General features: G+C 73.7%; 15 protein-coding genes. 8 read left to right on the top strand and 7 right to left on the bottom strand.

The features are described 5' to 3' along the window. The first annotated feature begins 14 nt into the window (after positions 1–14). The 3 genes from WME75_RS24040 to WME75_RS24050 all read left to right on the top strand — a co-directional run bounded on the left by WME75_RS24040 (position 15) and on the right by WME75_RS24050 (position 2,359). The gene (locus WME75_RS24040; protein ID WP_437475698.1) at positions 15–353 is read left to right on the top strand and encodes a cytochrome C oxidase subunit IV family protein; all 339 of its coding nucleotides are present in this window, start codon (positions 15–17) and stop codon (positions 351–353) included. 138 nt (positions 354–491) lie between these two features. Beyond that, a complete protein-coding gene (locus WME75_RS24045) occupies positions 492–1,463 on the top strand; it encodes a hypothetical protein (RefSeq protein WP_437475700.1) in 972 nt (323 codons plus the stop codon). Positions 1,464–1,531: 68 nt separating this feature from the next. Next, entirely contained in the window at positions 1,532–2,359 is an 828-nt protein-coding gene (locus WME75_RS24050) for a ferritin-like domain-containing protein (RefSeq protein WP_437475702.1), read from the top strand. A gap of 68 nt (positions 2,360–2,427) precedes the next feature. On the opposite strand, the gene WME75_RS24055 is transcribed toward WME75_RS24050, so the two are convergent. Then, positions 2,428–2,940, bottom strand: coding sequence for a GNAT family N-acetyltransferase (locus WME75_RS24055; RefSeq protein ID WP_437475703.1), 513 nt, complete (start codon positions 2,938–2,940; stop codon positions 2,428–2,430). 537 nt (positions 2,941–3,477) lie between these two features. On the opposite strand from WME75_RS24055, the gene WME75_RS24060 reads away from it, so the two are divergent. Both WME75_RS24060 and WME75_RS24065 read left to right on the top strand, forming a co-directional pair. Further along, a complete protein-coding gene (locus tag WME75_RS24060; protein WP_437475705.1) occupies positions 3,478–4,071 on the top strand; it encodes a hypothetical protein in 594 nt (197 codons plus the stop codon). Between the two features lie 473 nt (positions 4,072–4,544). Beyond that, entirely contained in the window at positions 4,545–5,738 is a 1,194-nt protein-coding gene (locus WME75_RS24065; RefSeq protein ID WP_437475706.1) for a hypothetical protein, read from the top strand. 59 nt (positions 5,739–5,797) lie between these two features. On the opposite strand, the gene WME75_RS24070 is transcribed toward WME75_RS24065, so the two are convergent. Next, positions 5,798–7,348 carry a phytoene desaturase family protein gene (locus tag WME75_RS24070; protein ID WP_437475708.1) on the bottom strand — a complete coding sequence of 517 codons (1,551 nt, stop codon included), beginning with the start codon at positions 7,346–7,348 and terminating at the stop codon, positions 5,798–5,800. A gap of 316 nt (positions 7,349–7,664) precedes the next feature. Here WME75_RS24070 and WME75_RS24075 point away from each other — a divergent pair, with 316 nt between their 5' ends. Continuing rightward, positions 7,665–9,371: a protein kinase domain-containing protein gene (locus WME75_RS24075; RefSeq protein WP_437475710.1), complete on the top strand. Its 1,707-nt coding sequence runs from the start codon at positions 7,665–7,667 to the stop codon at positions 9,369–9,371. A 276-nt stretch (positions 9,372–9,647) separates the two neighbouring features. Further along, positions 9,648–14,696: a translocation/assembly module TamB domain-containing protein gene (locus WME75_RS24080; RefSeq protein ID WP_437475712.1), complete on the top strand. Its 5,049-nt coding sequence runs from the start codon at positions 9,648–9,650 to the stop codon at positions 14,694–14,696. 23 nt (positions 14,697–14,719) lie between these two features. On the opposite strand, the gene WME75_RS24085 is transcribed toward WME75_RS24080, so the two are convergent. After that, positions 14,720–15,217, bottom strand: coding sequence for a hypothetical protein (locus tag WME75_RS24085; RefSeq protein WP_437475714.1), 498 nt, complete (start codon positions 15,215–15,217; stop codon positions 14,720–14,722). 78 nt (positions 15,218–15,295) lie between these two features. Here WME75_RS24085 and WME75_RS24090 point away from each other — a divergent pair, with 78 nt between their 5' ends. Next, positions 15,296–16,054, top strand: coding sequence for a class I SAM-dependent methyltransferase (locus WME75_RS24090; RefSeq protein ID WP_437475715.1), 759 nt, complete (start codon positions 15,296–15,298; stop codon positions 16,052–16,054). 18 nt (positions 16,055–16,072) lie between these two features. Here WME75_RS24090 and WME75_RS24095 read toward each other — a convergent pair whose 3' ends face one another. From WME75_RS24095 to pnp, 4 genes are all read right to left on the bottom strand, one after another. Further along, positions 16,073–17,131 (bottom strand): hypothetical protein, encoded by a 1,059-nt coding sequence (locus WME75_RS24095; RefSeq protein ID WP_437475717.1) that lies wholly within the window; start codon positions 17,129–17,131, stop codon positions 16,073–16,075. A gap of 84 nt (positions 17,132–17,215) precedes the next feature. Continuing rightward, a complete protein-coding gene (locus WME75_RS24100; protein WP_437475719.1) occupies positions 17,216–19,123 on the bottom strand; it encodes a protein kinase domain-containing protein in 1,908 nt (635 codons plus the stop codon). Continuing rightward, complete coding sequence (pyk, locus tag WME75_RS24105; protein WP_437475721.1) at positions 19,120–20,547, bottom strand: pyruvate kinase; 1,428 nt, start codon at positions 20,545–20,547, stop codon at positions 19,120–19,122. Before pyk ends, WME75_RS24100 begins: the two co-directional genes overlap by 4 nt. Before the next feature lie 278 nt (positions 20,548–20,825). Continuing rightward, positions 20,826–23,090, bottom strand: coding sequence for a polyribonucleotide nucleotidyltransferase (pnp, locus tag WME75_RS24110; RefSeq protein ID WP_437475723.1), 2,265 nt, complete (start codon positions 23,088–23,090; stop codon positions 20,826–20,828). Positions 23,091–23,573 lie beyond the last annotated feature (483 nt).

A 23,573-nucleotide genomic window follows, 5' to 3' on the forward strand; every position in this document is an offset into this window, starting at 1 on the left:
GGCATGTGGCGCTCATGATCGTCAAGCACCTCTCCTCGCGGACCTACGTGATCGTCTGGCTCGTCCTGATGGCGCTCACGCTGGCCTCGTACCTCCTCTCGCTGGCCCACCTCGGCCGGGCCGACGTCGTCGCGGCGCTGCTCATCGCCATGGCGAAGACGGTGCTCGTGCTCCTCTTCTTCATGCACCTCATCGAGCAGCGCTTCGCGAACGCCCTGCCCATGATCGTGTCGGCCCTCCTCCTCGGCCTGCTGCTCACGCTGATGATCGCCGACGTGGCGACGCGCGAGACGATCTCGCGCGGCCCGGTCCCGCCGGCTCCGCCGCCCGAGGCCACCGCCCCGCCCCGGTGATCCGGGGGAAGCGCTCGCCGGGCGCGCTCGATCACCGCCAGCCGCTCGGCCTGGCCCCTCGCTTGCTTGCTCCAGCCGCAGAGCGCGCAAGGACGAGATCTTGCGCCATGTTGTGCCGCAGAAAGGACTTAGCGAGTCATGGCCATTCAGAAAAAGCGCAAGGTGCTCCGGGCTCCCTTCATCGTGACCGTCGCCGCGGCGGCCTCGCTCGCGGGCGCCGTGGCCCTGCCGGGATGCCTCCCCACCGTGCAGGGCGGCGGCTGTCCCGAGGTGATTCCGGAAAGGGGCTCGAGCTGCGACGCGGACGCCCTGTCCTGCGACTATCTCGACTCCTGCGACCACCCCATCGAGTACGGGTGCGTGGACGGGGCGTGGCAGGTGGAGGCCGAGATGTCCTGCAACCCGCCGCCGCCGCCGGAGTGCCCCGACGAGGCCGCCTGCAACCCGCCGCCGCCGCCGGAGTGCCCGGACGACCTGCCGGCGACCGGCAGCGCGTGCTGGCAGCTCGGGGCGAGCTGCGCCTATGCCAGCCCCCCCGATTGCCCGGAGCCGACCATCGTGACCTGCGGCGAGGACGGCGCGTGGTCCGTGACGGTCGCGGTCTCCTGCAACCCGCCGCCGCCGCCGGTGTGCCCCGAGGAGAAGCCGGCCAACGGGGCTCCGTGCGACGGCGGGAGCGGGACCTGCGGCTACGAGATGATGACCGGCTGCGGTCCGATGCCGATCGACGCGGCGTGCGTCCTGAAAGACGACACCTGGCGCTGGCAGGTGCACGAGATCTTCTGCAACCCGCCGCCGCCGGACCTGTGCCTCACGGCCGGCACCGCGAACGAGTGCGCGGGCCTGGGACCGGCATGTCAGTGGCTCGTGCCAGGCTGCGCAGAGGGCTCAGGGACCCCGGCGCTGTCCGCGGAGGGCTGCTTCCCGAGCCTGCCGTGCGAGGCCGACGCGTCGTGTCCGGCCGGAACGCTCTGCCAGGAGGTCGTCGTCAACCCCTGCGTCGCCTCGTCTCCGGGCGGGGTGACCTGCGCCGCGTGCGGGTCGACAAAGAACGTCTGCGCGCCGCCCTCCGCGGCGACCACCCCGGGGGCGACCGCCCCGAAGGGGTGAGCTCCTCCGCGGCGGCGCGCTCCGCCTCCCGTCTTGCCGCTCCCAGACCCCGCGCCTAGCGTGACCCCATGACGGACGCCCCCGACGCAAAGCAAGACGGCACCGCGGCCGCGGAGCAGGCGCCGCTCGAGCAGCCATCGCCCGTCGCTCGCGCTCCCCTCCCCCCCGCGAGCGACGCGGTGCGCGCCGAGTGGGGGCGGCGCGTCGAGGCCGAGTACCGCTCGGCGGCGATCACACAGCACCTCACGCTCTGGCTCATCCAGATGGGCGCGTCGCCGGATCTCATCGACGACGGCCTGCGCATCGTCAAGGACGAGCTCGCGCACGCGCGCCTGAGCCATCGCGTCCACGCCCTCGCGGGCGGCGGGGCCTTGCCGGCGCTGCGCCGCGAGACCCTCGGCCTGAAGAGCAGCGGCGACGATCCGCTCGAGATGGCTGTCGCCCGGGCGGGCGTCGAGGTGTTCTGTCTCGGAGAGACGGTCGCTGTCCCGCTCTTCAAGGTGCTCCGCGAGGGGTGCACCGTCCCTGTCGCGCGCCGGGCGCTCGATCGCATCCTGCGCGACGAGGTGCGGCACCGCGACTTCGGCTGGACGCTGCTCAGCCACCTGCTCGAGCTGCCGTGCGCGCCGGCGGTGAGGCAGCTCGTCGACCGCGAGCTCCACGCCATGTTTACGCGGCTGCGCAGGAGCTACATGCCTCCCGGCGGCGCGCGGCGCGCGGCGATCTCGGACGACGACCGCGCCTGGGGCCTGATGCCGGTGGCCCGATACGGCGAGATCCTCGAGCGTGCCATCGAGCGGGATTACGTGCCTCGCTTCGGCGAGCACGGCCTCGACGCGGTCGCCGCGTGGCGCCGCTCGGCGAGCGCGCCCGACAGGGCCGCCGCGCCCCCCTGAGACGGCCCCGCCCGCCCTCGACACAGCGCCGCGAGGCGGGCCGGCGTCCTTCCGGGGATGGCGGGAGGTCAGGTCTTGAAGAGGTCGAACTCGGGGCTGTAGATCACGACGCCCCGGGCGCGCTGCAGCGCGCGCTCGGCGAGCTCCATCGCCATGAACGCCTCGTCGACCGCGTACTCGTTGCCGAGGCCGTACAGGCTGGCCTTCTTGAACCCGAACCGGGCGTAGTACCCCGGCTCGCCGAGCACGACGGCGAACGCATGGCCGGCGTCCCTGCACGCCGCGAGCCCTCGTCGCGCCAGCGCGGAGCCCACGCCGCGGCCATGGAGCTCCGGCAGCACCGCGAGCGGCGCGAGGCCGAGGCCCCCGCCGGGCGCGCCGTCGCCGGCGATCGTCACGGGGCTGAACAGGACATGTCCGACGATGGCACTCTCCATCTCCGCGACCAGCGAGACCGTGGAGCGCCCCGCGTCCCGTAGCCTGCCCACGAGCTCCGCCTCGAGCGCCGAAGGAAACGCGGCGATGTGCACGGCGCGGATCCCGGCCTCGTCCCCCGCCCGCTCGGACCGGAGGTTCATCATCGACCCACCTCGCCACGACGGCGCGTCTCCACCGATCCGCCCGATCCGCCGGCGGCCTCCGGCGCGATCCCTCGCCCGCGGTCAGCGTCAAGCGCCAAGGCGCGCCTGGATGTGACAGACCACGTCCGACCGCGTCCACGCGTGGAGAGCGTCCCGAGGACTCCAGTTCTCCACAGGCGTTCTCCACAGGAAAGCCCCCGGTGCAACAGCTGGATTCTGTCGATTACCATCGCGGCGCGCGCCTCCTGTCGTCATGGCTCCCGCAGAGCCTAGCCGAACCGAGCGCGGGCGGGCGAGCCGGCATTCGCGCCGCGCATGCAACCATACGTAATTGTTACATTTTCATGCGCAAGAGGCCCCGCCGTCCGACCCTGACAGGTTGGGACAATGTCCGTCCGATCGATCCCTTTCCGGACGGGTCGAAGGTGGCTATCCATGGTAGACATCAAAAACACGGCGCGACGACGTGTCTCTCGCACGACGCGCGGAAACGCGCGTAAAGCGCGCGCCGGAATGCTTCGTTTTGGAGGAGACTTCATGGAAAAGATCTCGCTCACGTACTTTGTCGACTTCGTTCTCAAGGCCGGGACGCCCAAGCTGACCGGCGTCAGGGAGTTCAAGGAGCGGAAGGATGAGCTCCACACGGACTTTTACAGGCAGGTCCGCGAGGCGATCGTCGACATGCACAGGAGCGGAAAGCCCACCAGCGTGCTCGACGGCTTCCTCGCCGCCCAGCACGACGAGCGGCGCCGCCGCATCTACCCGTCGGTGGTGAATGGATACCGCAAGTTCCTCGCCTCGACGAAGATGACGTGGTTCGAGCCGCCGGCGTCGACGTACCGCCTCGGCGATCTCGAGATCAACGTCAATCCGGAGCTCGGGCTCCTCATCGATGGGACGCCGCACGTGATCAAGATGTATTTCCGCGGGGAGCCCCTGTCGTCCAAGCGGGTGTCGGTCGTGCTGAACCTCCTGATGAACGGCCTCGCCGAGAGCACGCCGGGCGGCGCCTTCGCGGTGCTCGACGTGCGGAACGCCAAGATTCACACCTTCAAGGTGCCGAACCCGCGGCTCAGCCTGCTGCTCCGCGGCGAGGCGGCCTCCTTCGCCACCATCTACACCGGGCTGTGACGGCCGCGGCGCCGGGCGAGGCGGCGGCGCGCAGCGCGAACGTCGCACGACGTCGTCGCTCGGCGACCACCGAGCCCGGAGCGCCCACCGCACCACCGGCGCCGCCGCGCCCGCCCAGCGCAGGAGCCGGCTCAGCGGGCGGACCAGCAGGCGAGCGGCCTCGCGACGACGCCCTGACGCGGCGGCGCCCATGACGCGGCGGCGCCATGACGCGGCGGCGCCGCAACGCCGCGGCACCGTCACGCGGCAGCAGCGGAATGATGCAGCACTGAACCCGCGACGAACGGCGCACAGGCAATCAGCTGTAGGAGATCTACGCCTTTGGCCACATCGCAGCACGCACAAGCAGAGCAAAAATGACCGACTCCGTGAAAGAGAACTACGATCAAGCCGTCAGCTTCAGTTATCCTCAGGTTGCTATGGACCGCCGCGCGCAGATCACTGCAACCCCGCTTCATGTACCCAGCATTCTTGTGGTCCTTGATCCGGCGTGGCCGGCGCTCTTCAGCCTGTGCCTCACGGTGGCGCCGGGCTGCGGGGTGCTGCTGCACCGCTGCGACGCGGCCACCGCCGCGACGATCGCCGCCGAGCGGCGGCCGCTCGCGATCATCCTGTCCAACAGCGTCTACGCGATGGAGCCGGCCGAGTTCGACGCGCTCGCCCGCGACGTCCGCTCGACGCTGCTGCGGCTCGACGAGGAGGTCAGCGAGCGAGAGCTGGAGGCGATGCTGAGCGGCGCGCTGCGCGAGACGCGCGAGACGCGCGAGATGAACGCGGGGCGGCGCGACGAGGGCAGCGGGCGCTACACGCTGATCGGCGCGCAGCTCAGCGAGGCCGTCGGCGCGAAGGGCGCGGACCCGCGCGCGGCGCCGAGGCCGGGCGCGAGCGCCGATCCCCGGCTCGCGCAGCGTCACCGCGAGTCGTCGCCGAGCCACAGCACGATGCCGCCGCCGTCGTCGCGCGCCGGCTCCCCGCCCTCGGTCCGGCTGCCGCTGCCGAGCCGCCCGCTCACCCCGGTGCCTCCGTCCAGCGCGCCGCCGTCGTTCCGCTCCCCGCCCTCGGTGCGCTCCGCGCAGCCGAGCGCGTACGCCACGGGCGTACCCCGCTCGGTTCCACCGCCCGCCTCGCGCCCGCTCTCGGGCCTCCCGCCGGCCCATCCGGCGGTCGCCGCCGGCGCCCCGCTGTCGGTCCCGCCCCCGTCCACGCGCGCGGCGGCCGCCTCGGTGCGCGCGGAGCTGCGGTCGAGCCCGCCCCCTTCGATGCGCGCCCAGCCGAACGCGTCGCCGCCGTCGTCGCGCGCGCTGCCGGGAGGCCCGGCGGCGCGGCGGCCGACGCCGATGCCGCCGTCGAGCGCGCAGGCGGGGCCGCCTCCCTCCACGCGGAGCCTGCCGAGCCCGCCCTCCATGCGCGGCATGGCGACCTCGCCCCCCTCGGTCCGCTCCACCCCGCCCGGCCGGCTCCCGGGCACCGAGCCCCCGCCGTCGATCCGGACGATGGGTCCGCTGTCGGCGCGCCTGGCCCCGCCGTCCTCGGTTCGCCCCGAGCTGTCGCCGCGCTCGGGCGTACGGGAGCGGGGCAGCGAGGAGCTCGACGCCGTGTTCGAGGATCAGAAGCTGCCGCTCGACGCGCTCGCGCTCGGCAACCGGGGGGGCACGACGACGCGCTGAAGCGCGGGGGCCTCTGCGGCGCTGTCCGGCGAACGCTGTAGCTCGTCGGACGGCGGCGCCTATCCGCGGGGGCGCGTGATCCACGACACGGTGGAGGCCGCAGCGCGCCCGAGCAGATCGCCGGCGATGTCGCTCAGCGCAGGAGGCGCGGGCACGCCGAGATCGCGGCCCAGGTCGACGAGGATGCGGTCGACGCACTCCATCGCGCTCGAGGCGGCGAGCTCCATGCCCGCGCCCCGTCCGCCGGCGGCGCGCCCCGCGAGGTAGAGCCCTCGCACGGGCGTGTGCACCGCCGGCCGCGCGCGTCCGACCTGGCCAGGCGTCTGCGCCGTCCCCGCGGCGAGCTCGCCGCCCGGGACGCGCGCTTCCCCGCGCCCGTTCCCGGGCGAGCCGTCGACGCCGTCGACGAAGAGCGCCGCGGAGAGCAGGCCGGGCACCGCGCCGGCGAGCGCGCGCAGGAGCTCGTCGGCCGTCGCGGCGGGCGCGCCGGGCGAGGCGCCGCCGCTCGCGCCGGAGACGGCGCACGCGCAGAGGAGCTCATGCCCGGGCGGCGCGAGCGACGGATCGAAGCGCGTCGGCGCGAGGCAGTAGAACGGCAACGCTGGCGCGCCGTCGCCGCCGCCGCCGCCGAGGCCGGCGAGGGCGCCCGCCGCGACGAGCCGCCTGCGCAGCCCGATCTTCACCTGGGCCTGCCTCGGCTGCGGCGTCAGCGCGCGGGCGCGCGCCACGTACGCCTCCGGGAAGTGCGGCTCGCCCACGAGGCCCGCGACGGTGGGCAGGAGGCCGGCCGTGCTCACCACGACGCGCGCAGGCAGCGTCGTCCCGTCCTCGAGCTCCACGCCGCGCACACGCCGAGCCTGCACCAGCACGCGGCGCACGGTCGTGTCCGTCCGCACGACGGCGCCGTGCTCGCGGGCCAGACGGCAGAAGACGTCGGGGACCCGAGCCGCGCCGCCCTCGGGGTAGCTCTGCCGTCCGGAGCGGGCGAGCCGGCGCAAGGAGAAGAGCGCCTCGCCGGCCGACGCCTCGGATCCGGGAAGCAGCAGCGGCAGGCCGAGCAGCCCGCCGAGCCGCGCTGCGGCCGCGGTGCGGGGGAGGAAGCGGGCCGCGTACGCCTCGGCCGTCACGTCATCGCACGCGGCCAGATCCACGTCGCGCATCGCCGTCGCGTGCGCGAGGAGGCGCGCGGCGCGCGCGGCCTCCAGGGGCGTGAGCTCGAGGGCGCGCGCGAGCTCCAGCGCGGACGCGGCCAGCCGCCGGTGATCCGCCGGCAAGACAACGCGGCCGCCGCGCTCAGCGTCGCGGCCGCCGCGCGCGGGGCCCGCGAAGCTGAGCGCGGCGGGCTCGCTGCTCTGCCGGAAGGCGATCGCGTCACCCTGACCCACGCGGCGGAGCACATCGCCGAGGGGGCCCTCCTCGCCGCGGCAGAGCATGTGCGTGCCTGTATCGACACGGAAGCTGTCCCTCTCGTAAGCCGCAGCGGAGCCGCCCAGACGGCGCCCCTTCTCGGCGAGGAGGGTCGGGATACCGGCGTGCGCCAGGAGGAGCGCCGCGGCAGCGCCGCCGACACCCGAACCGATCACCACCGCGCGCAAGGGGACCTCGTCCATGACGTTGCGAGAACATAACGCGGCGAGCCCGTGCGCGGCATGTCGTGCAGCACCGTCCGACGTCGCAGGAATCACGCCACGTGCGCAAGGAGCACCGGAGGCGCAAGACGCGCAAGACGCGCAAGACGCGCAAGAAACACCAGAAGCGCAACGAGCAGAGCGGCGGAGCGTAAGCACCGCTGGACGCGCCAGGCGAGCGGCGCCCGCGAACTACCACGCAGCAGCGCAAGCCAACAAAGCGTCGAGGCGCGCGCCGAGCGTTGACCCTCGAGAGTGGCCCCTCGTAGAGTGTAGCCTTGCAGCCGACGTGCCCGCCATGAAGACCTGCCCGCAGTGCCATCAGCGTTATCCGGCCGACAGCGCCTTCTGCTTCATCGACGGCTCGTCGCTCGTCTCCGAGAAGGATCCCCGCATCGGGATGTCGATCGCGGGCCGGTACGTCATCGAGCAGGCGCTCGGGATCGGCGGGATGGCCACGGTCTACCGGGCCTACAACAAGCTCATCGGGACGCCGTGCGCCATCAAGATCCTGAGCCGCGAGTTCGCGCAGGACACGACGACGCGGGAGCGCTTCCGGCGCGAGGCGCGGCACGCGCAGCGGCTCGCGCACCCGAACATCATCGAGATCTTCGATCAGGGCGACACCGACGAGGGGCTGCCCTTCCTCGTGATGGAGCTGCTCCAGGGGACGAGCCTCGCCGACGTCGTGGAGCGCAGCCGGGTGCCGCTCGCGCGGGCGCTGCCCATCTGGGTGCAGATGGCGCGCGCCCTCGGCCGAGCCCACGACTTCGACGTCGTGCACCGCGATCTCAAGCCCGAGAACGTGTTCCTGCTGAAGGGCGACTGGGTGAAGCTGCTCGACTTCGGCATCGCCCGGTGCGCGCAGGACGCGCGGCTCACGAACCTCGGCGAGATCTTCGGCACGCCGCAGTACATGGCGCCCGAGCGCAGCACGACGATCGACGCGGGCCCCCCGGCCGACCTCTACTCGCTCGGGGTCATCATGTTCGAGATGATCACGCAGCGGCTGCCGTTCGACGCGCCCGATCCGGCGAGCTGGATCCTGAAGCACATGAACGAGCAACCGCCGGCCCTCAAGGATCTCGCCCCCGAGATGCCCGACGCGCTCGACCGGCTGGTCAGCGCCCTGATGGCGAAGGCGCCCTCGGAGCGCCCCGTCGACGCGTACCGCGTGCTCGCGGAGCTCGAGGAGATCGCGGCGGCGAACCGGATCGCGCTCCCCCCGCCGCCCGAGGCGATGCCGCGCGACTCGGCCGTGCGGTCGCGCGGCACCGGGCGCGATCCCTGGGTCAACCGGCTCGATCTGTTCGAGAAGATGACGGCCCGCGCGTTCGGCGCGTCCGCGCCGGCGGACATCCAGCGGCAGCTCGAGGGGCTGCGCGGCCTCGTGCGGGAGCACGCCGAGCTCCGCTCGAGGGCGCTCGACGAGCAGCGGCGCCTCGAGGGCGTCGCCGAGGAGTGGCGCGACGGCCGGCTGCAGATCGGGCGGGCGATGGACGCGCTCACGGTGGACGCCTCGCTCACGCGCGACGAGGCGCGCTCCTTCCGCGCCAGGGTGGCGCCGCTGAACGCGGCGACGCAGGCGTTCATCCCGGCGGTGCTGAGCGCGCACAAGGAGGCCGTGCGCTGGGAGGGTCGGAGCGGGTTCGCCGAGCCCTACCTCGAGCTCGCCGCCGGCTACCGCCGGCTGGCCGAGCTCGTCGAGGGCTGGTACGCGTCGCGGAAGGCGGATTACGAGGCGGAGAGCGAGGCGATCGCCCGCGAGCACGAGGTGGCCGAGGTGGACGCGCAGATCAAGAAGCTGCGCGAGCGGCTCGAGGAGCTCGATCGGCAGCTCGAGGCGCGGCGCCGGGAGTCCCAGGAGCGCATCGCCGAGATGGGGCGCAGGGCCGATCAGCTCGACGCGGAGCTGCTCCACCTGGCCAGCCGGTTCTGCGCGCCGCTCCGATCGAAGCCGGAGCTCGGCGCGCTCTTCGTGGAGCTCGAGCGGCTCGCCGGCTGAGCGCTCGGCGCCGGCGCGCGACGCGATGACGGGCGACGCGCCGCCCGGCGACGAGCAGGCCGCGACCTCCCGGCGCCGGCGTCCCCCGCGGAGCCCGTGGATCCAGCGCGGACGCGCCGCGGCGGGGATCGCGCCGGCGTCACAGCCGCCCTCCGTCGCCTGGTGTCACTTCGCGCGCCAGCGCGGTCGCCGCGCCTCTTGCGTACTAAGCTACCCTCCGTGACGCCCGCCCCCGCACCAGAGCCGCGGCGCCCTCTGCCGCGCGCGCCGGGCCGCATGCGCCGCGCCGCGTCCGCCGCGGCGACGACGCTCGGGCTGGCTCTGGTGTTCACCGGCGCCGCGGCCGTCGGTGTCGCGCTCCACCTCGACACGCCCGCCGCGCGCCGCGTCGCCCGGGACGCCACCAACCGGCTGCTCGGTTCCCTCTTCCAGGGGCGGATCGTCGCCGACGAGATCGACGCGCTCAGCCTGAGCGGCGTGCGGATCCGCTCCGCGGTCGCGCTCGATCCGCGGGGGAACAAGGTGATCCGCGCGGGCGGCATCGAGGCGCGCGCCGACGTGCTCTCGATGCTCCGCGGCGCGCTCCTCGGGGCGGGCGCGCTCCGCATCGAGGTCCCGTACATCCGGGTCGAGCAGATGGAGGTGCTGGTCCAGGACAGCGGCGCGGGCGGCGTCACCCTCGGCGACACGTTCACGCCGCTGCCGCCGAGCCGCCCGCCCTCGCCTGCGCCCGAGGCCCCGCCGCGCGAGGTCGTCATCGCGCTCTCGCGCATCGAGATCGGGCGCGGGTGGGTCCACGGGCAGCTCGCGCCGCCGCGCGCGCTCGACGCCGACGTCAGCCGGCTCGTCGGGTCGTTGCACATCGGCCCGGAGGGGGTGGCGCTCGACGTGGACCAGACCGGCCTCGTGGATCGCGCCTTCCTGCCCGCCAGGACCGCGGGCACGGCGAACTACCACCTCCGCGCCGGCGAGAAGGTCCGGATGTGGAGCAGCTTCGCCGGTCGGGTCGCCGACGTCGAGGTCACCGCCCGGGCCGTGCTCGACGAGGAGCACCTCGAGGCGCACGCGAGCGTCCCGCGCGCGACGCCGGAGCAGCTCCGGAGCCTCCTGCCGGATCACCCCCTCACCGAGCCGGTGGCCGTGCGCGTCTCGCTGAACGGCCATCTCCCCCAGCTCGACGTCGCGGCCTCGTTCTCGGCGGACCCTCCCGGTCCGGCGGGGGGCAGCGTCGCCCTCGCGGGGCGGCTCGACGTGACGGGGCCCGTCCGGCTCGACGCCGATGTGCAGGCGCGCGACATCGATCTGCGGGTCTTCGGCGTGCACCTCTCGCCCGCGGCGGCGGGCGGCGAGCGCGGCGCAGCGCCCGACCGGACAGGCGTGGCGCCCATCCGGACAGGCGTGGCGCCCATCCGGACAGGCGTGGCGCCCATCCGGACAGGCGTGGCGCCCATCCGGACAGGCGTGGCGCCCATCCGGACAGGCGTGGCGCTCGCACGGACAGCAGCCGCCGTGAAGGCCGCGCCGGAGAGCGGCCACAAGCCGACGGATGCGGCGCCCTCGATCACCGCCGAGGGCCGGGTGCGCGTCGAGCTCGGCGACGAGCTCCGGCTCGCCGTCGAGGCGCGGACGGAGCCGACCGAGCTGCTCGGGGAGCGGGTGCCGGCGGCGGACGTCCACCTCGTGCTCGACCGCGGCGAGCTCCACGTGCGCGCGCATCTCCACGAGCCGGGCGCGCCGATCGACGCCGCCGTCTCGCTCCTGCCGGGCGGCCAGGGTATCCGCTTCGCGGCGACGGCCGACATCCCGGCCATCGCCGCGGCGCCGCGCCTCGCCGGGCCCGTCGACGGCGCCGGCCGCGTGCGCGTCGAGGGGAGCCTGCGCGATGGGGCGCTCGACGCGCGGGTCGAGGGCGCGTTCGCCGGGCTCCGGATCGGTGCGGACGTCGCGCTCGCGAGCGCGCGCTTCGCGGGGCGGCTCTCCGGGCCGGTCGACGCGCTCACGGTGAGCGGCTCGCTCTCCGGCCAGGAGGCGCTCGCCGGCGGCCACACGTTCGACGAGGTCACGGCGCAGATCTCCGGCCCGCTCGCCGCGCCGAAGCTCCGCGCGACGGTCACCGACGGCGACGACACCCTGAACGCCTCCGCCCGGCTGAGCTCCGCCACCGGCGCGCTCCGCGACGTCGAGCTCCAGCTGAAGCGCGACGGCGCGGAGGTCGCGGGGAAGATCGCGGCGATCCACCCCTCGGCCCGCGGACTCGCCGTCGAGGGGATCGAGCTCTCCTCCGCCGAGCTCGGCTCGCTGAACGGTCAGCTCGCGGTGCGCGGCGACGACGTGACCGGGCGCCTGCAGGGCAAGGACATCGACGTCGGCCGCCTCGCGCGGATGCTCGGGCTCCCGCTCCGCGTGCGCGGGCGCGCGAACGTCGACGTCGCGCTCGACCACGACCGCGAGACCGGGCGCTCGGGCCACGTGCGGCTCGCTCTCACGGGCGGCGAGGTCGCGTTCCTGTCCGGCGTCTCGGCGCAGCTCACGGCGACCTTCGAGCGCGACGAGCTCAAGGCCGACGGGCTCGTGCGCCTCGACGCGAGGACGCCGCAGGCGGCCGGAGGACCGGCGGGGAACGGCGCGAGGAACGGCGCGAGGGACGGCGCGCAGCCGCGGTGCGCCGGCACCCTCGCGAGCGTGCGCTTGTCCGGCGCCGAGGGCACGCTGAAGGGGCCTCTCCTGCGCGCGGAGACGTGGGCCGCTCTGGTCGGGCAGGCCGAGGTCGCCGCGGACGACTGGGACCTCGGGTGCCTCGCGCAGCTCATGCCGATCGGGCACATCGTGAGCGAGGTGCGCGGCAAGCTCACGACCCGCTTCCAGGTCTCGCGCGCGCCCGGCGAGCCGTTCCCCTCGCTGCACGACGTGCTCGTGCGGACGCAGGGCCTCGCGCTCGCCGGGCCTCACCGCCTGGGCGCCGAGCGCCCGGCCTGGGAGTCGCGCTTCATCGACGCGCAGCTCAAGGGCTCGCTCGACGGGACGACCGGCAAGGCCGACGCCGCGCTGACCCTGTACGACGGCGGGCTGCTCGCCGACGCCTCCGGCTCGATCGAGCTCGATCTCGCGGCGCTCGCGGGGCCGCCCGCGGGCCGGTGGTCGTCGCTCCTGCGCTCGCCCATCGCCGCGCAGGTCTCGCTGCCGCGGCGCGCGATGGACGAGCTCACCACCCTCCCCTCGTTCGTGCGCGACGCGCTCCCGCCGCTCGCCGGCGAGCTTCGGATCGACGCCTACGCCAGCGGCACCCTCGCGCGTCCATCCCTGACGGCGCGCACCCTCTGGTGGGGCTTCACGTACGTGCCACCGGGCGCGAAGCGCGCGACGGATCTCCTGTTCCCCACCGACCTCGACGCGTGGCTCACGTACGACAGCGAGAAGGCCACGCTGGACGCGCACGTCACGCGCGGCGCCGACGAGATCGCGACCGTGCGCGCCGAGGTGATCGCGCCGCTCGACCGCCTGCTCGGGAACCCCTCGGCGCGCGCGCTGAGGGGCGCGCCTCCGCCCCCGGCGTGGACCGGCCGCTTCCGCGCGACCTTGCGCGACGTCCCGCTCGGCGAGATCCCGCTGCTCGGCGACAACGGCATCGGCGGGCACCTGAGCGGCGAGATCGAGATGCGCGATCTCAACGTCGCGCCGGCGCTCACGGCGCACTTCACGCTGCCGGGCGTCACGATCGGGAGCGATCTCGCCTTCGAGCGCGGCGTGCTCTCGCTGCGGATCGACCCCAGGCGCAGGACGGGGCGCGGGGACCTCCACGTCACCGAGCTCGCGCTCGAGGGCCGGCGCGGCGGCAAGCTCCGGGCGAACGCCTACGCCAGCGTGCGCTTCCGCGACGGCTTCCTCCCGATCCCCGACGGCGAGCGCACCGACCTCGCCATCTCGGCGGAGCGCTTCCGGCTCGCCGCGCTGCAGCCGCTGGTCGGCGGGTTGCTGAGCAAGCTCGACGGCACCCTGGACGGCGACCTGCACGTCGAGCTCGGCGGCGCGTCCGGGGCCGACGGGGGCAGCGTCCGCGCCCAGCTGGAGGTCCGGGACGGGGTCGTGCACATCCCCGAGCTCGGGCAGGAGCTGCGCGACGTGGCCGCCCGCGTCACGGCCGACAGCGGCGTCGTCCGGATCGAGGGCCTCCGCGCGGCAGGCACCACCGGGCAAGCGCAGGGCTGGGCGCTGTTCCGGCTCGACGGGCTCGCGCTACGCGACGGGGCCGGGGCGCTGACCGTCGCCGACGACCAGGCGCTCCCGCTCACGCTCGAGGGGGTGCCGCTCGGGACCGCCTCGGGGACGCTGTCGTTCATCGCCGAGAAGAAGCCGGGCGAGCTCGCGCTTTACGCGACGGTCCCGAGGCTCCGCCTCTCGCTGCCGGCGACGAGCAGCCGCGACGTGCAGCCGCTCGGCGACAACCCCGACATCTCCGTCTCCCACCCGCTCGGGCCGGAGAAGCAGAAGCGCGCGGCGGACGCGCTCCGCTACACGATGACGTTCGACGTGCGCGACGCGGCGGTCAGCGGCGCCGGGCTCCGGCTGCAGCTGAGGAGCGCCGAGGACGCGCCGCCGCGGGTCCTGATCGGCGAGGACGTGGAGGTGTCAGGCGGCATCGAGCTCGCGCGGGGCGAGCTCGAGATCTACGGCAAGGTGTTCGAGATCGAGGGCGGGCGCGTGCGCCTGCGCGAGGAGGACACCTCGAACCCGCACCTGAACGCCACGGCGCACTGGGACGCGCCGGACGGCACGCGCATCCACGTCGCCTTCAACGGCAACCTCCGGCCCATCACCGAGAGGACGCTGCGCTTCACCTCGAGCCCGCCGAGCTCGCAGCAGGACATCCTCGCGCGGCTCCTGTTCGGCGCCGATTTCTCCGAGGGCGCGCGGGCGACGGGCGCCGAGACGCCCGCGCGGCTGGCCGCGGGCCGCATGGTCGCGTCGGTCGGCGGCGAGCTCGCGGCGGCGCAGTTCAACGCGCTGCTGAGCGGCATCGCGCCGCTGCGCGGGCTGTCGGCGCGGTTCGGGACGACCTCGGACGGGACGCTGCGGACGAGCCTCATCTACCGGCTGAACGACGACCTGACGGCGAAGGCCACCTTCCAGGAAGGCGCGCTGCAGGGCTCCTCGACGAGTGCGGGCGGGCCGGAGCCCGGGGGGACGGCGAGCGAGCCCGGCACGCGGACCGAGGTCACCGTCGACTGGCGCTTCGACGAGCACTGGACGCTCCGCGGCACGGTGGGCGTCGACGCGCGCCAGACGACCTCGGGCATGCTCGACCTGCTCTGGCAGTACCGGTACTGAGCGGCGCGGGCGGGCGGGCGGAGCTAGCTCGCGGCCCGCGCGGGCAGCCGGACCTCGCGCCCACCGACGCAGAGCGTGGGCGGCTCGGCCTCGACGAGCAGCGGGGCGAGCTGCGACTGCGCGTGGCGCGAGAAGCGCGCGTCGAGCGCGCCGCCGCGGGCGCGCGCGTACACGACGCCGTCGTCGCCGAGCGAGAGCGTCGCCGGATCGAGCGGCTCCTCGGTGCCGTCGAAGAGGAGCAGCGTGACCGCGCCGCCGTCGCCGATCCGGAGCGCGTCGACGAAGAGCGGGGCGTCGTCGGCCTGGAAGTAGCACCAGTCGTAGCCGTTCGTGAGGATCGGACGGCCGTCGTCCGGGTGCCGCGCGATCCACGACCTGAGCCCGCGCTCGAGCGCCGGGTGGTCGACGCGGGCGCCGTCGTGCCAGAAGCGGCCCTCGCGATCGAGCCGGATCGAGCTCTCGCGGGACGTCCCTGGGGGCGGCGCGAACCGGAAGAAGTCAGGATGGTCGCCGGGCTTCATGGGTCACCTCGCAGGAGAGATGCGCCCCGGCGCGGCGCCGCGCAAGCCGCGCGCGCCGGGGCGTACTATAGCGAGCCCATGCGATCCCAGACGGACGAGGCCGTGGCCGACGAGCACCTGCGCGCGACGCGGGCGTACTACGACGAGTTCTCCGCGCGCTACGAGGCCCGGCGCGGGGGGCGCGATCGCGGGGGCTACCACGACCTCGTCGACGCGCTCGAGGTCGACTTCGTGCGGCGCTTCGGCGAGGGCCGCGACGTGCTCGAGGTGGGGTGCGGCACCGGGCTCCTGCTCGCGCGGATCGGCGCGTTCGCGCGCTCTGCGCGCGGGGTCGACCTCTCGCCCGGCATGCTCGAGCGCGCCCGCGAGCGCGGGCTCGACGTCGTCGAGGGGAGCGCGACCACCCTGCCGTTCGCCGACGAGAGCTTCGACGTCGCCTGCTCGTTCAAGGTGCTCGCCCACGTCGAGGACGTGCGCCGCGCGCTGTCCGAGATGGCGCGCGTGGTGCGGCCCGGCGGGCACGTGATCGCCGAGTTCTACAACCCTCTCAGCCTGCGCGGGCTCGTGAAGAAGCTCGGCCCGGCGGGCGCCATCAGCGACAGGACCCGGGAGAGCGCCGTCTTCACGCGCTTCGACGCGCCGCGCGCCGCCGCCGCCCTGATGCCCGAGAGCGTGCGCGTCGTCGCCTCGCGCGGCGTGCGCATCGTGACGCCGTTCGCCGCCGCGATGCGGGTGCCCGGCCTCGGGCGGCTCCTGCACCGGGCGGAGTGGGCGCTGTGCGACACGCCGCTCGCGCAGCTCGGCGGGTTCTGGATCGCCGCCGCGCGGAAGGCGTGAGCCGCGCGGCGGCCCCGGTCAGAACCGGCCGAGGAGCCCCGCGTAGAGGCCGCCGGGGAGCACCGAGATCGTCGGCGCGGCGCTGAAGCTCGGCGGCGGCGGCGGCACGCGGCGCGTGCGGAAGGAGACCCTCTCCGGGACGAACGTGATCTGCGCGTGGGCGATCCCGGCCGCGACGAGCGTCGCGAACGCCCCGAAGGCCACGCGGTTGACGGCGGCCGCGGTGCCGATCCGGCGGTTCAGCGCGTCGATGTCCACGTTCTGCGCGGGGCTGCCCGGCGTCGAGGGCCTCGGCGTGACGTCGACGTTCTCGTAGCTGGACAGCGCCAGCGCCGACACGATCGAGGTCCCGCCGGCGACGGCCTGGCTGACCAGGAAGAACCAGCCGATCCCCTCGTCGCCGTTCTGGAACTGCCCCACCCCGAAGGGCAGCATCGCGGTCCATCGGGAGCTCCTCTCCACGACCCGCTCGCGCCCGGCGAGGCGGCGGAGCTCGGCGACCCAGCGGCGCTCGTCCTCGCGGCCCCGCTCGATCCGCAGCCGCTCCGCGCGCTGCACCTCGGCCTTCTGCCGCGTCATCTCCTCGATCCGCGCCCGGATGCGCGCCCGGACCGCGGTGAACCGATCGATGACCTCGGGCTGGAACACCGCCGGGTTCGGCGAGTACACCGGGTTGTCGAGGAGGATCTGCTCGATGTACGCGTCCGCCTCGCCCGTGCGCCGCAGCGCCACGAGCGCCGCGACGGCGAGCCCGCGCGCCCGCTCGACAAGGACCGGCTCCGCGATCCGGCACGGCTTGCCCTCCCCCTCGGTCGCGCCGCGCTCGCAGGGCGCGTTCGCGGGGTCGAGCATCGCCGCGAAGCGGTCCACGGCCTCCTCGTAGTGCCCGGCGTCGAAGCGCGTCTTGGCGAGCTCGAACTGCTGCATGTCGTCGGCGCGCGCCGGGCCCGTGAAGAGCAGCGCGAGGGCGCCCGCCGCGGCCGCAACGAGGCGCCGCGGCGCGAGCAGGGCGCGGCGGCTCCCGACCGATGGGAAGCGAGCGCCGGGAGACTTCCCGCCTGGAGTTCGCGCAGCCATGCGGAGGGGTGCGCCGTGATGTAGCGGAGTTTGGCCGGGGATGCTGAGATTTCAGGCGCCAACGCCTTGATTCTGTCGATGCCGTCAGCCGGACGGCCAGGAAACGGTGTTCGATTCGCCGGCCACGAGCGTCACGTTGCCGACGCGCGGCGCCGCGTCCGGCGTCGCGGGCGTGAAGAGGCAGCGCCCGCTCCAGGACACGTCGTTCAAGGTCACCGTCTGCGGGGTGCCCGCGTAGCCGATCAGGCCGATCTGCGGGCACGCGTACTGCGCGCTCGGCGGCGCGCCGCTCAGGACGACCGTGCTGGGCAGGATCTCCAGCTTGTGCACGATCCGCTGCGGCGCGGTGACGCCGGGCTTGGGCGCGACGACCGAGATGACGCCCGAGTGCGACTTGCAGCACCGCGAGCCGGGCACGCTGACGTGGATGCTGTGCGCGCCGACCTTGAGCGGCGTGACCTTGTTCGCGCCGAACCAGTTGATCTCGACGCCGTCGAGCACCAGCTTGGCGCCGCTCGGGACGATCTGGAAGACGACGTCGCGGACCGCCGGGGCCTCGCCCTGAGGCGCGGCCGTCGGCGCGATCGACGGCGGCTGAGGCCGCCGGCGGGCCCGCGGCGCGAGCGCGAGCTCCGTCGCGCTGGGCGCGACCACGCGCAGGTTCGGCGGCGGGATCAGGGCCTCGAGGGGCGCCGGCCGCGGCGGCTCGGCCGCGGCGGGCGCGTCCGCCTCCGGCGACGGCGGGGGCTCGCGGAGCGCGCGGGCGACACCGAACGCGGCGACGCCGAGCGCCGCCGACCCGAGCGCGACGAGCAGCGCCCGCCGCGCGAGCTGCCTCCGGCTGCGGCTCGCGTTCAGCTTCGCGATCCGCTTGAGGATGGTCAGATCGTTCGGCGCGAGCGCGAGGGCCCGGTTGTAGTCGGCGGCCGCGCCCGGCACGTCGCCGCGCTTGCGGCCGGCCTCCGCGCGCGCCACGAGGCGCGGGACGAGCCGCGCGACGTGCCGCTCGGTGTAACCCGCCGGGTCGGCGAAATAGGCGGCGAGCTCGACGCGGGGCTCCGCGATGCCGAGCTCGGTCAGCTCGGCCCGGATCTGCTCGGCGAGCGCGCGCGGGCTCGCCGCGCGGGCCGCGATGTCGTGCGCCAGGGCGCTCGCGACGATCCGGCTCCAGCGCGCGCCCACGGCGGGCCGCTCGCGCTCGGCCTCCGGGTAGGCCCCCTCGAGCACCTTGCGGAGCACCTGCGCCGGGTTCTTGCCCTCGAACGGCAGGTGCCCGACGAGGCACTCGTAGAAGAGCACCCCGAGCGCGAAGACGTCGGTGCGCGCGTCGACCTCGCCCCCCTCGATCTGCTCCGGCGCCATGTGCGCCGGCGAGCCGAGCACCTGCCCGGTCGACGTGACGCCCTGGGCGTCGAGGATCTTGGCGATGCCGAAGTCGGTGAGCTTGATGACCACGCTCGCGCCGTCCCAGCTGACGCCGGGGCGGTCGGATGGCAGCTCGACGAGCACGTTCTCCGGCTTCACGTCGCGGTGGATGATCCCCGACGCGTGCGCGTGCTCCAGCGCGTCGCAGAGCTCGAGCGCCATGGCGGCGCTGATCTCGGCCGGCAACTCGCGGTGGGAGCCCAGGATCTTGCGCAGCGTGGAGCCGCGGACCAGCTCGACCACGAGGTAGCGCTCGCGGTCCTGCTCGCTCGAGACGTCGTACACCTCGACGATGCCGGGGTGGCGCAGCTTCGCGGCTGCGCGCGCCTCGGCGACGAAGCGGGTGCCGACCTCCGCGTTCTCGCGGAGGTGCTTGTGAATGATCTTGACCGCCACCTCGCGGCGGAGCCGCGGGTCGCGGGCGCGGTAGACCGTGGCCATGCCGCCATGGCCGATCTCCTCGATCAGCTCGTATTTCTCGAGCTTCGGGAGGCCTTCTGCGCCCGCGTGTCTGGAGAGGGATTCCTGCTCGCCCGTCGAGCCCCTATCGCGGGCGGGCAGGCTCATTCAACAACCTTCACCCGAATCGTGTTGGTCGACCCCGCGACGCCGACAGGAGCACCGAAGATGGTGACGAGCTTGTCGCCCGGCGAGACGACGCCGTTCGCAAGCAGCTGACCGGTGGCGCGCTCGACCATCTCATCCGAGTTCCGGAGCGCGTCGACGGGGAACGGCACCACGCCCCAGAGCAGCGCGAGCCGCCGGCGCGTCGTGTCGTTCGGGGAGAAGGCGACGATCGGCACCACGGGGCGCGCCTTCGACGCGTACCGCGCGGTGAGGCCGCTCTCGGTGAACGCGATGATGAGCTTCGCCCCGATGTCGCGCGCGATGTCGCACGCGGCGCGCGCGGTCGCCTCGGGGACGTTCGCGCGCTGGCCGGGCTGCTCGCTCGAGAGATAGCGGTAGAACGAGCTCTGCTCGGCCTCGGTGACGATGCGGGCCATCATCCGCACGACGAGCGGCGGGTGCGCGCCGGTCGCGGTCTCCTGCGAGAGCATGACCGCGTCGGTGCCCTCGAAGACGGCCGTCGCCACGTCGCTCGCCTCGGCGCGCGTCGGGCGCGTCGCGGTCACCATCGACTGGAGCATCTCGGTGGCGACGATGACCGGCTTCTGGTGCACGCGGGCGAGACCGAGGATCTCGCGCTGGATGATCGGCACCCGCTCCGGGTTGAACTCCACGCCGAGATCGCCGCGCGCCACCATGACCCCGTCCGAGGCGAGGATGATCGACTCGAGGTTGTCAATGGCGCCTGGCGTCTCGATCTTGGACACGATCGGCGTCGGGCGGCCCCAGGCGTCGCAGATGTCGCGGACGTGCCGGACCTCGTCCGCGTTGCGCACGAACGAGAGGGCGACGTAATCGACCCCCTGCGCGAGGCCGAAGCTCAGGTCGGCCTTGTCCTTCTCGGTGAGGGCCGAGATGCGCACGCGCCTGGCGGGCAGGTGGACACCGACGCGATCGCGCAAGCGTCCGCCCTGCGTCACGCCGGCGTGGACGCGCTCGCCGTCGACCTTGGTGACGGTGACCACGACACGGCCGTCGTCGATCAGGACGACGTCGCCCGGCTGCAGGTCGGAGGCGAGCCCCTCGTAGAGGATCGGGATCTCGCCCGGCGTGGCGACGGGGCTGTCCCTGTTCGCCTCGACCAGTGTGACAGAAGCCCCGTCAGCCACCTCGAAGGTGTTGCCGGGGAAGCGACCGGCTCGGATCTTCGGGCCGCAGAGATCCTGCAGGATCGCCACTGGCTTTCCGCAGGCCTCCGCAGCCGCGCGGACCGTGGCAATTGCCTTGCCGTGATCCTCATGCGAGCCGTGAGAGAAGTTGAGTCGAGCGACATCCATACCGGCGCGGATCAACTGCTCCAGCGTCGTTTGAGAGTCACACGAAGGACCAATGGTACAGACGATTTTCGCTCTGCGTACGAGCACGGGCGGAGCATGCCACGAGCAGGGGTCGCGACACTACCCTGATTGTGAAGGAGCCATGCTGACTTCACCGGATTCCAACAAACCGGCCGGGGCGACGGGCCCGGACGCAGCGCGCGCGTCGACGCAGCCGCCGAGCGCGCCGGCCCGCGGCGGGCAGCGATCGCCGCGCGAGGCCGCGGATCGCTGAAAAACAGGGGATTTTTGTGAGGAGCGTGAGCGTCGGGGAGGCCGGCGCGCGCCGCAGCGCGGCATGGCCTCCCCGTGTGGGGTCGCGTGACTTAGGAGCGTCGCTCGCGGCGCTCGCGCGGCGGTCCGCCTCGATCGCGATCCATGCCGGGCCGCGATCCGCGGTCGCCGCCGCGCCCTCCGCCCGGACCATCGCGCCGCGGCGGCGGGCCGGCGTCGCGCGCCTGCGCCATGCGCTCGCGCGCCCGATCGCCCTCCTCGCCCTCCGGCAGCGGCAACAGCTCGCGCCGGCTCAGCCGGATCTTGCCGTCGCGATCGACGCTCAGCACCTTCACGTCGAGCGCGTCGCCCTCCTTGAGGACGTCCTCGACGCGCTCGACGCGCGTGTGGGCCATCTCCGAGATGTGCAGCAGGCCGTCGGTGTTCGGGAGGATCTCGACGAAGGCGCCGAAGTCGGTGATGCGCTTGACCGTCCCCGCGTAGGTCGCCCCGACCTCGGGCTCGGCCGTCAGCCCCTTGATGATGTCGAGCGCCCTCTTCACCGCGTCGGAGTCGGCCGACGCGACGTTCACCGTGCCGTCGTCCTCGACGTCGATCGCGACGCCGGTCTGGTCGACGATGCCCTTGATGGTCTTGCCGCCGGGGCCGATGATGAGCCGGATCTGGTCGGGCTTCACGCGCACCGTGGTGATCCGCGGCGCGTACTGGCTGAGCTCGGGCCGCGTGGTCGACAGCGTCTCGAGCATCTTGTTCAGGATGTGGATCCGCCCCTCGCGCGCCTGATCCAGCGCCTGCATCAGGATGTGCCGGCTCAGGCCGGCGATCTTGATGTCCATCTGGATCGCGGTCACGCCGCGCGCGGTGCCGCAGACCTTGAAGTCCATGTCGCCGAGGTGGTCCTCGTCGCCGAGGATGTCCGAGAGCACCGCGTAGCGCTGGCCCTCCATGATGAGCCCCATCGCGATGCCGGCGACCGGCGACTTGATCGGCACGCCCGCGTCCATCAGCGAGAGGCAGCCGCCGCAGACCGCCGCCATCGACGACGAGCCGTTCGACTCGAGCGTCTCGGACACGATCCGGATCGTGTAGGGGAACTGATCCGGCGCCGGGATCATCCGCAAGAGCGCGCGCTCGGCGAGCGCGCCGTGGCCGATCTCGCGCCGGCCGGGGCCGCGCATCGGCTTCGTCTCGCCGGTCGAGAAGGGCGGGAAGTTGTAGTGGAGGTAGAAGCGCTTCCACGTCTCCCCCATCAGGCCGTCGATCTTCTGCTCGTCGGTCGAGGTGCCGAGCGTCGTCGTGACGATCGCCTGCGTCTCGCCGCGCTGGAACAGGGCGCTGCCGTGCACGCGCGGGAGCAGGCCCACCTCGCTCATGATCGGCCGGATGCTCTTGCCGTCGCGCCCGTCGATGCGCCGGCCCTCCTCGATGACGTAGGTGCGGACGACGTGCGCCTTGCGCTCCTCGAACTCGGCCTTCACGAGCCCCTGGATGGGCAGGAGCTTCTCGGCTCCGAGCTCGGCGGCCAGGGTCTCGGTCATCCTCTTCTTGAGCGAGCTGTAGCCATCGTAGCGCGCCTTCTTGTCGGTCACCCGCGTCGCGGCCTTGAGGTCCTCGTCGACGAGCTGGGCGACGCGCCGCTTGATCTCCTCCGGCAGCGACGGGGCGACGAACTCGCGCTTCGGCTTGCCCACCGCGGCGCGCATCTTCTCGATGAGATCGATGACCGGCTGCGCCGTCTCGTGCGCGAACATCAGCGCGTCGATGATCTCGGCCTCGGTCGCCTCCGCGGCGCCGCCCTCGACCATCACGATCGCGTCGCGCGAGCACGCGACGACGAGATCGATGTCGCACTTCTCGATGTCGGCGGCCGTCGGGTACGCGACGAACTCGCCCTCGAGCCGGCCCACGCGCACGCCGACGATCGGCCCCTCCCAGGGGACGTCCGAGATGTGCAGCGCGGCGCTCGCGCCCGTCAGGGCGAGGACGTCGGCCTTGTTCTGCTTGTCGCTGGAGAGGACCGTGGCGATGATCTGCGTGTCCCGCTTGAAGCCCTCGGGGAAGAGCGGGCGGAGCGGGCGATCCATGAGGCGGCACGTGAGGATCTCCTCCTCGCGCTGGCGCGCCTCGCGCTTGAAGAACCCGCCGGGGATCTTGCCGGCGGCGTACGTCTTCTCGACGAACTCGCAGGTGAGGGGGAAGAAGTCGAGGCCCGGCCGCTCGTCCTGCGAGACGACGGTCACGAGCACCATGGTGTCGCCGTAGGTGACGAGCACGGCCCCGTGAGCCTGCTTCGCCAGGCGGCCGGTCTCGAGGGTGAGGGCACGGCCGCCCACCATGACGGATTCACGAACAAACATTTGGATTTCAGCTCTCTCTCGCGATCGCGAGGGCCGCTGCGTGCGGCGCTACGCCGAGCGCGAGGGGCTGCTCTTCTTCCTCGGTCCCTGCGCAGGAGCCGAGCTGCTGCGCACGAAGCGAAGACGAAGACGCGCGGAGCCCGCGCTCGGAAACGGCGAGCCCTATCGCCTCGCCGGTCCGTGGTCAATGAATGACCTCCTTAGAGCGTTCGCTCCCCCCTCGCCAGCGCAAAAAGCAGGCGTTCAGGGGTGCGCGCCGCAACCCCCCGAACGGAACGGACCGGCACGCCGGCCCGTCGTCCGTGGCGCGGTCGCTGGATCGATGGATCGCGGATGTGGGAGGGAGCTGCGCGGCGCGGCGGAACGGACCACCCCGGGGGGCTGTCGCCAGGGCTCGTCGCCTGCTCGCTGTCACGTGGGGGCGGCGGGTCGAGCGCCTCGCTCGGGCGTGCCACGCGGGCGCTCCGCTCGACGCGCCGCGGA

Source organism: Sorangium sp. So ce1014, assembly GCF_051521505.1.
Classification (GTDB): domain Bacteria; phylum Myxococcota_A; class Polyangia; order Polyangiales; family Polyangiaceae; genus Sorangium.

Excerpts from the sequence above, each read along its gene's own strand:
- WME75_RS24040 (WP_437475698.1), top strand. The coding sequence starts at position 15 with ATGATCGTCAAGCACCTCTCCTCGCGGACCTACGTGATCGTCTGGCTC.
- WME75_RS24045 (WP_437475700.1), top strand. The coding sequence starts at position 492 with ATGGCCATTCAGAAAAAGCGCAAGGTGCTCCGGGCTCCCTTCATCGTG.
- WME75_RS24050 (WP_437475702.1), top strand. The coding sequence starts at position 1,532 with ATGACGGACGCCCCCGACGCAAAGCAAGACGGCACCGCGGCCGCGGAG.
- WME75_RS24055 (WP_437475703.1), bottom strand. The coding sequence starts at position 2,940 with ATGATGAACCTCCGGTCCGAGCGGGCGGGGGACGAGGCCGGGATCCGC.
- WME75_RS24060 (WP_437475705.1), top strand. The coding sequence starts at position 3,478 with ATGGAAAAGATCTCGCTCACGTACTTTGTCGACTTCGTTCTCAAGGCC.
- WME75_RS24070 (WP_437475708.1), bottom strand. The coding sequence starts at position 7,348 with ATGGACGAGGTCCCCTTGCGCGCGGTGGTGATCGGTTCGGGTGTCGGC.
- WME75_RS24075 (WP_437475710.1), top strand. The coding sequence starts at position 7,665 with ATGAAGACCTGCCCGCAGTGCCATCAGCGTTATCCGGCCGACAGCGCC.
- WME75_RS24080 (WP_437475712.1), top strand. The coding sequence starts at position 9,648 with ATGCGCCGCGCCGCGTCCGCCGCGGCGACGACGCTCGGGCTGGCTCTG.
- WME75_RS24085 (WP_437475714.1), bottom strand. The coding sequence starts at position 15,217 with ATGAAGCCCGGCGACCATCCTGACTTCTTCCGGTTCGCGCCGCCCCCA.
- WME75_RS24090 (WP_437475715.1), top strand. The coding sequence starts at position 15,296 with ATGCGATCCCAGACGGACGAGGCCGTGGCCGACGAGCACCTGCGCGCG.
- WME75_RS24095 (WP_437475717.1), bottom strand. The coding sequence starts at position 17,131 with ATGGCTGCGCGAACTCCAGGCGGGAAGTCTCCCGGCGCTCGCTTCCCA.
- WME75_RS24100 (WP_437475719.1), bottom strand. The coding sequence starts at position 19,123 with ATGAGCCTGCCCGCCCGCGATAGGGGCTCGACGGGCGAGCAGGAATCC.
- pnp (WP_437475723.1), bottom strand. The coding sequence starts at position 23,090 with ATGTTTGTTCGTGAATCCGTCATGGTGGGCGGCCGTGCCCTCACCCTC.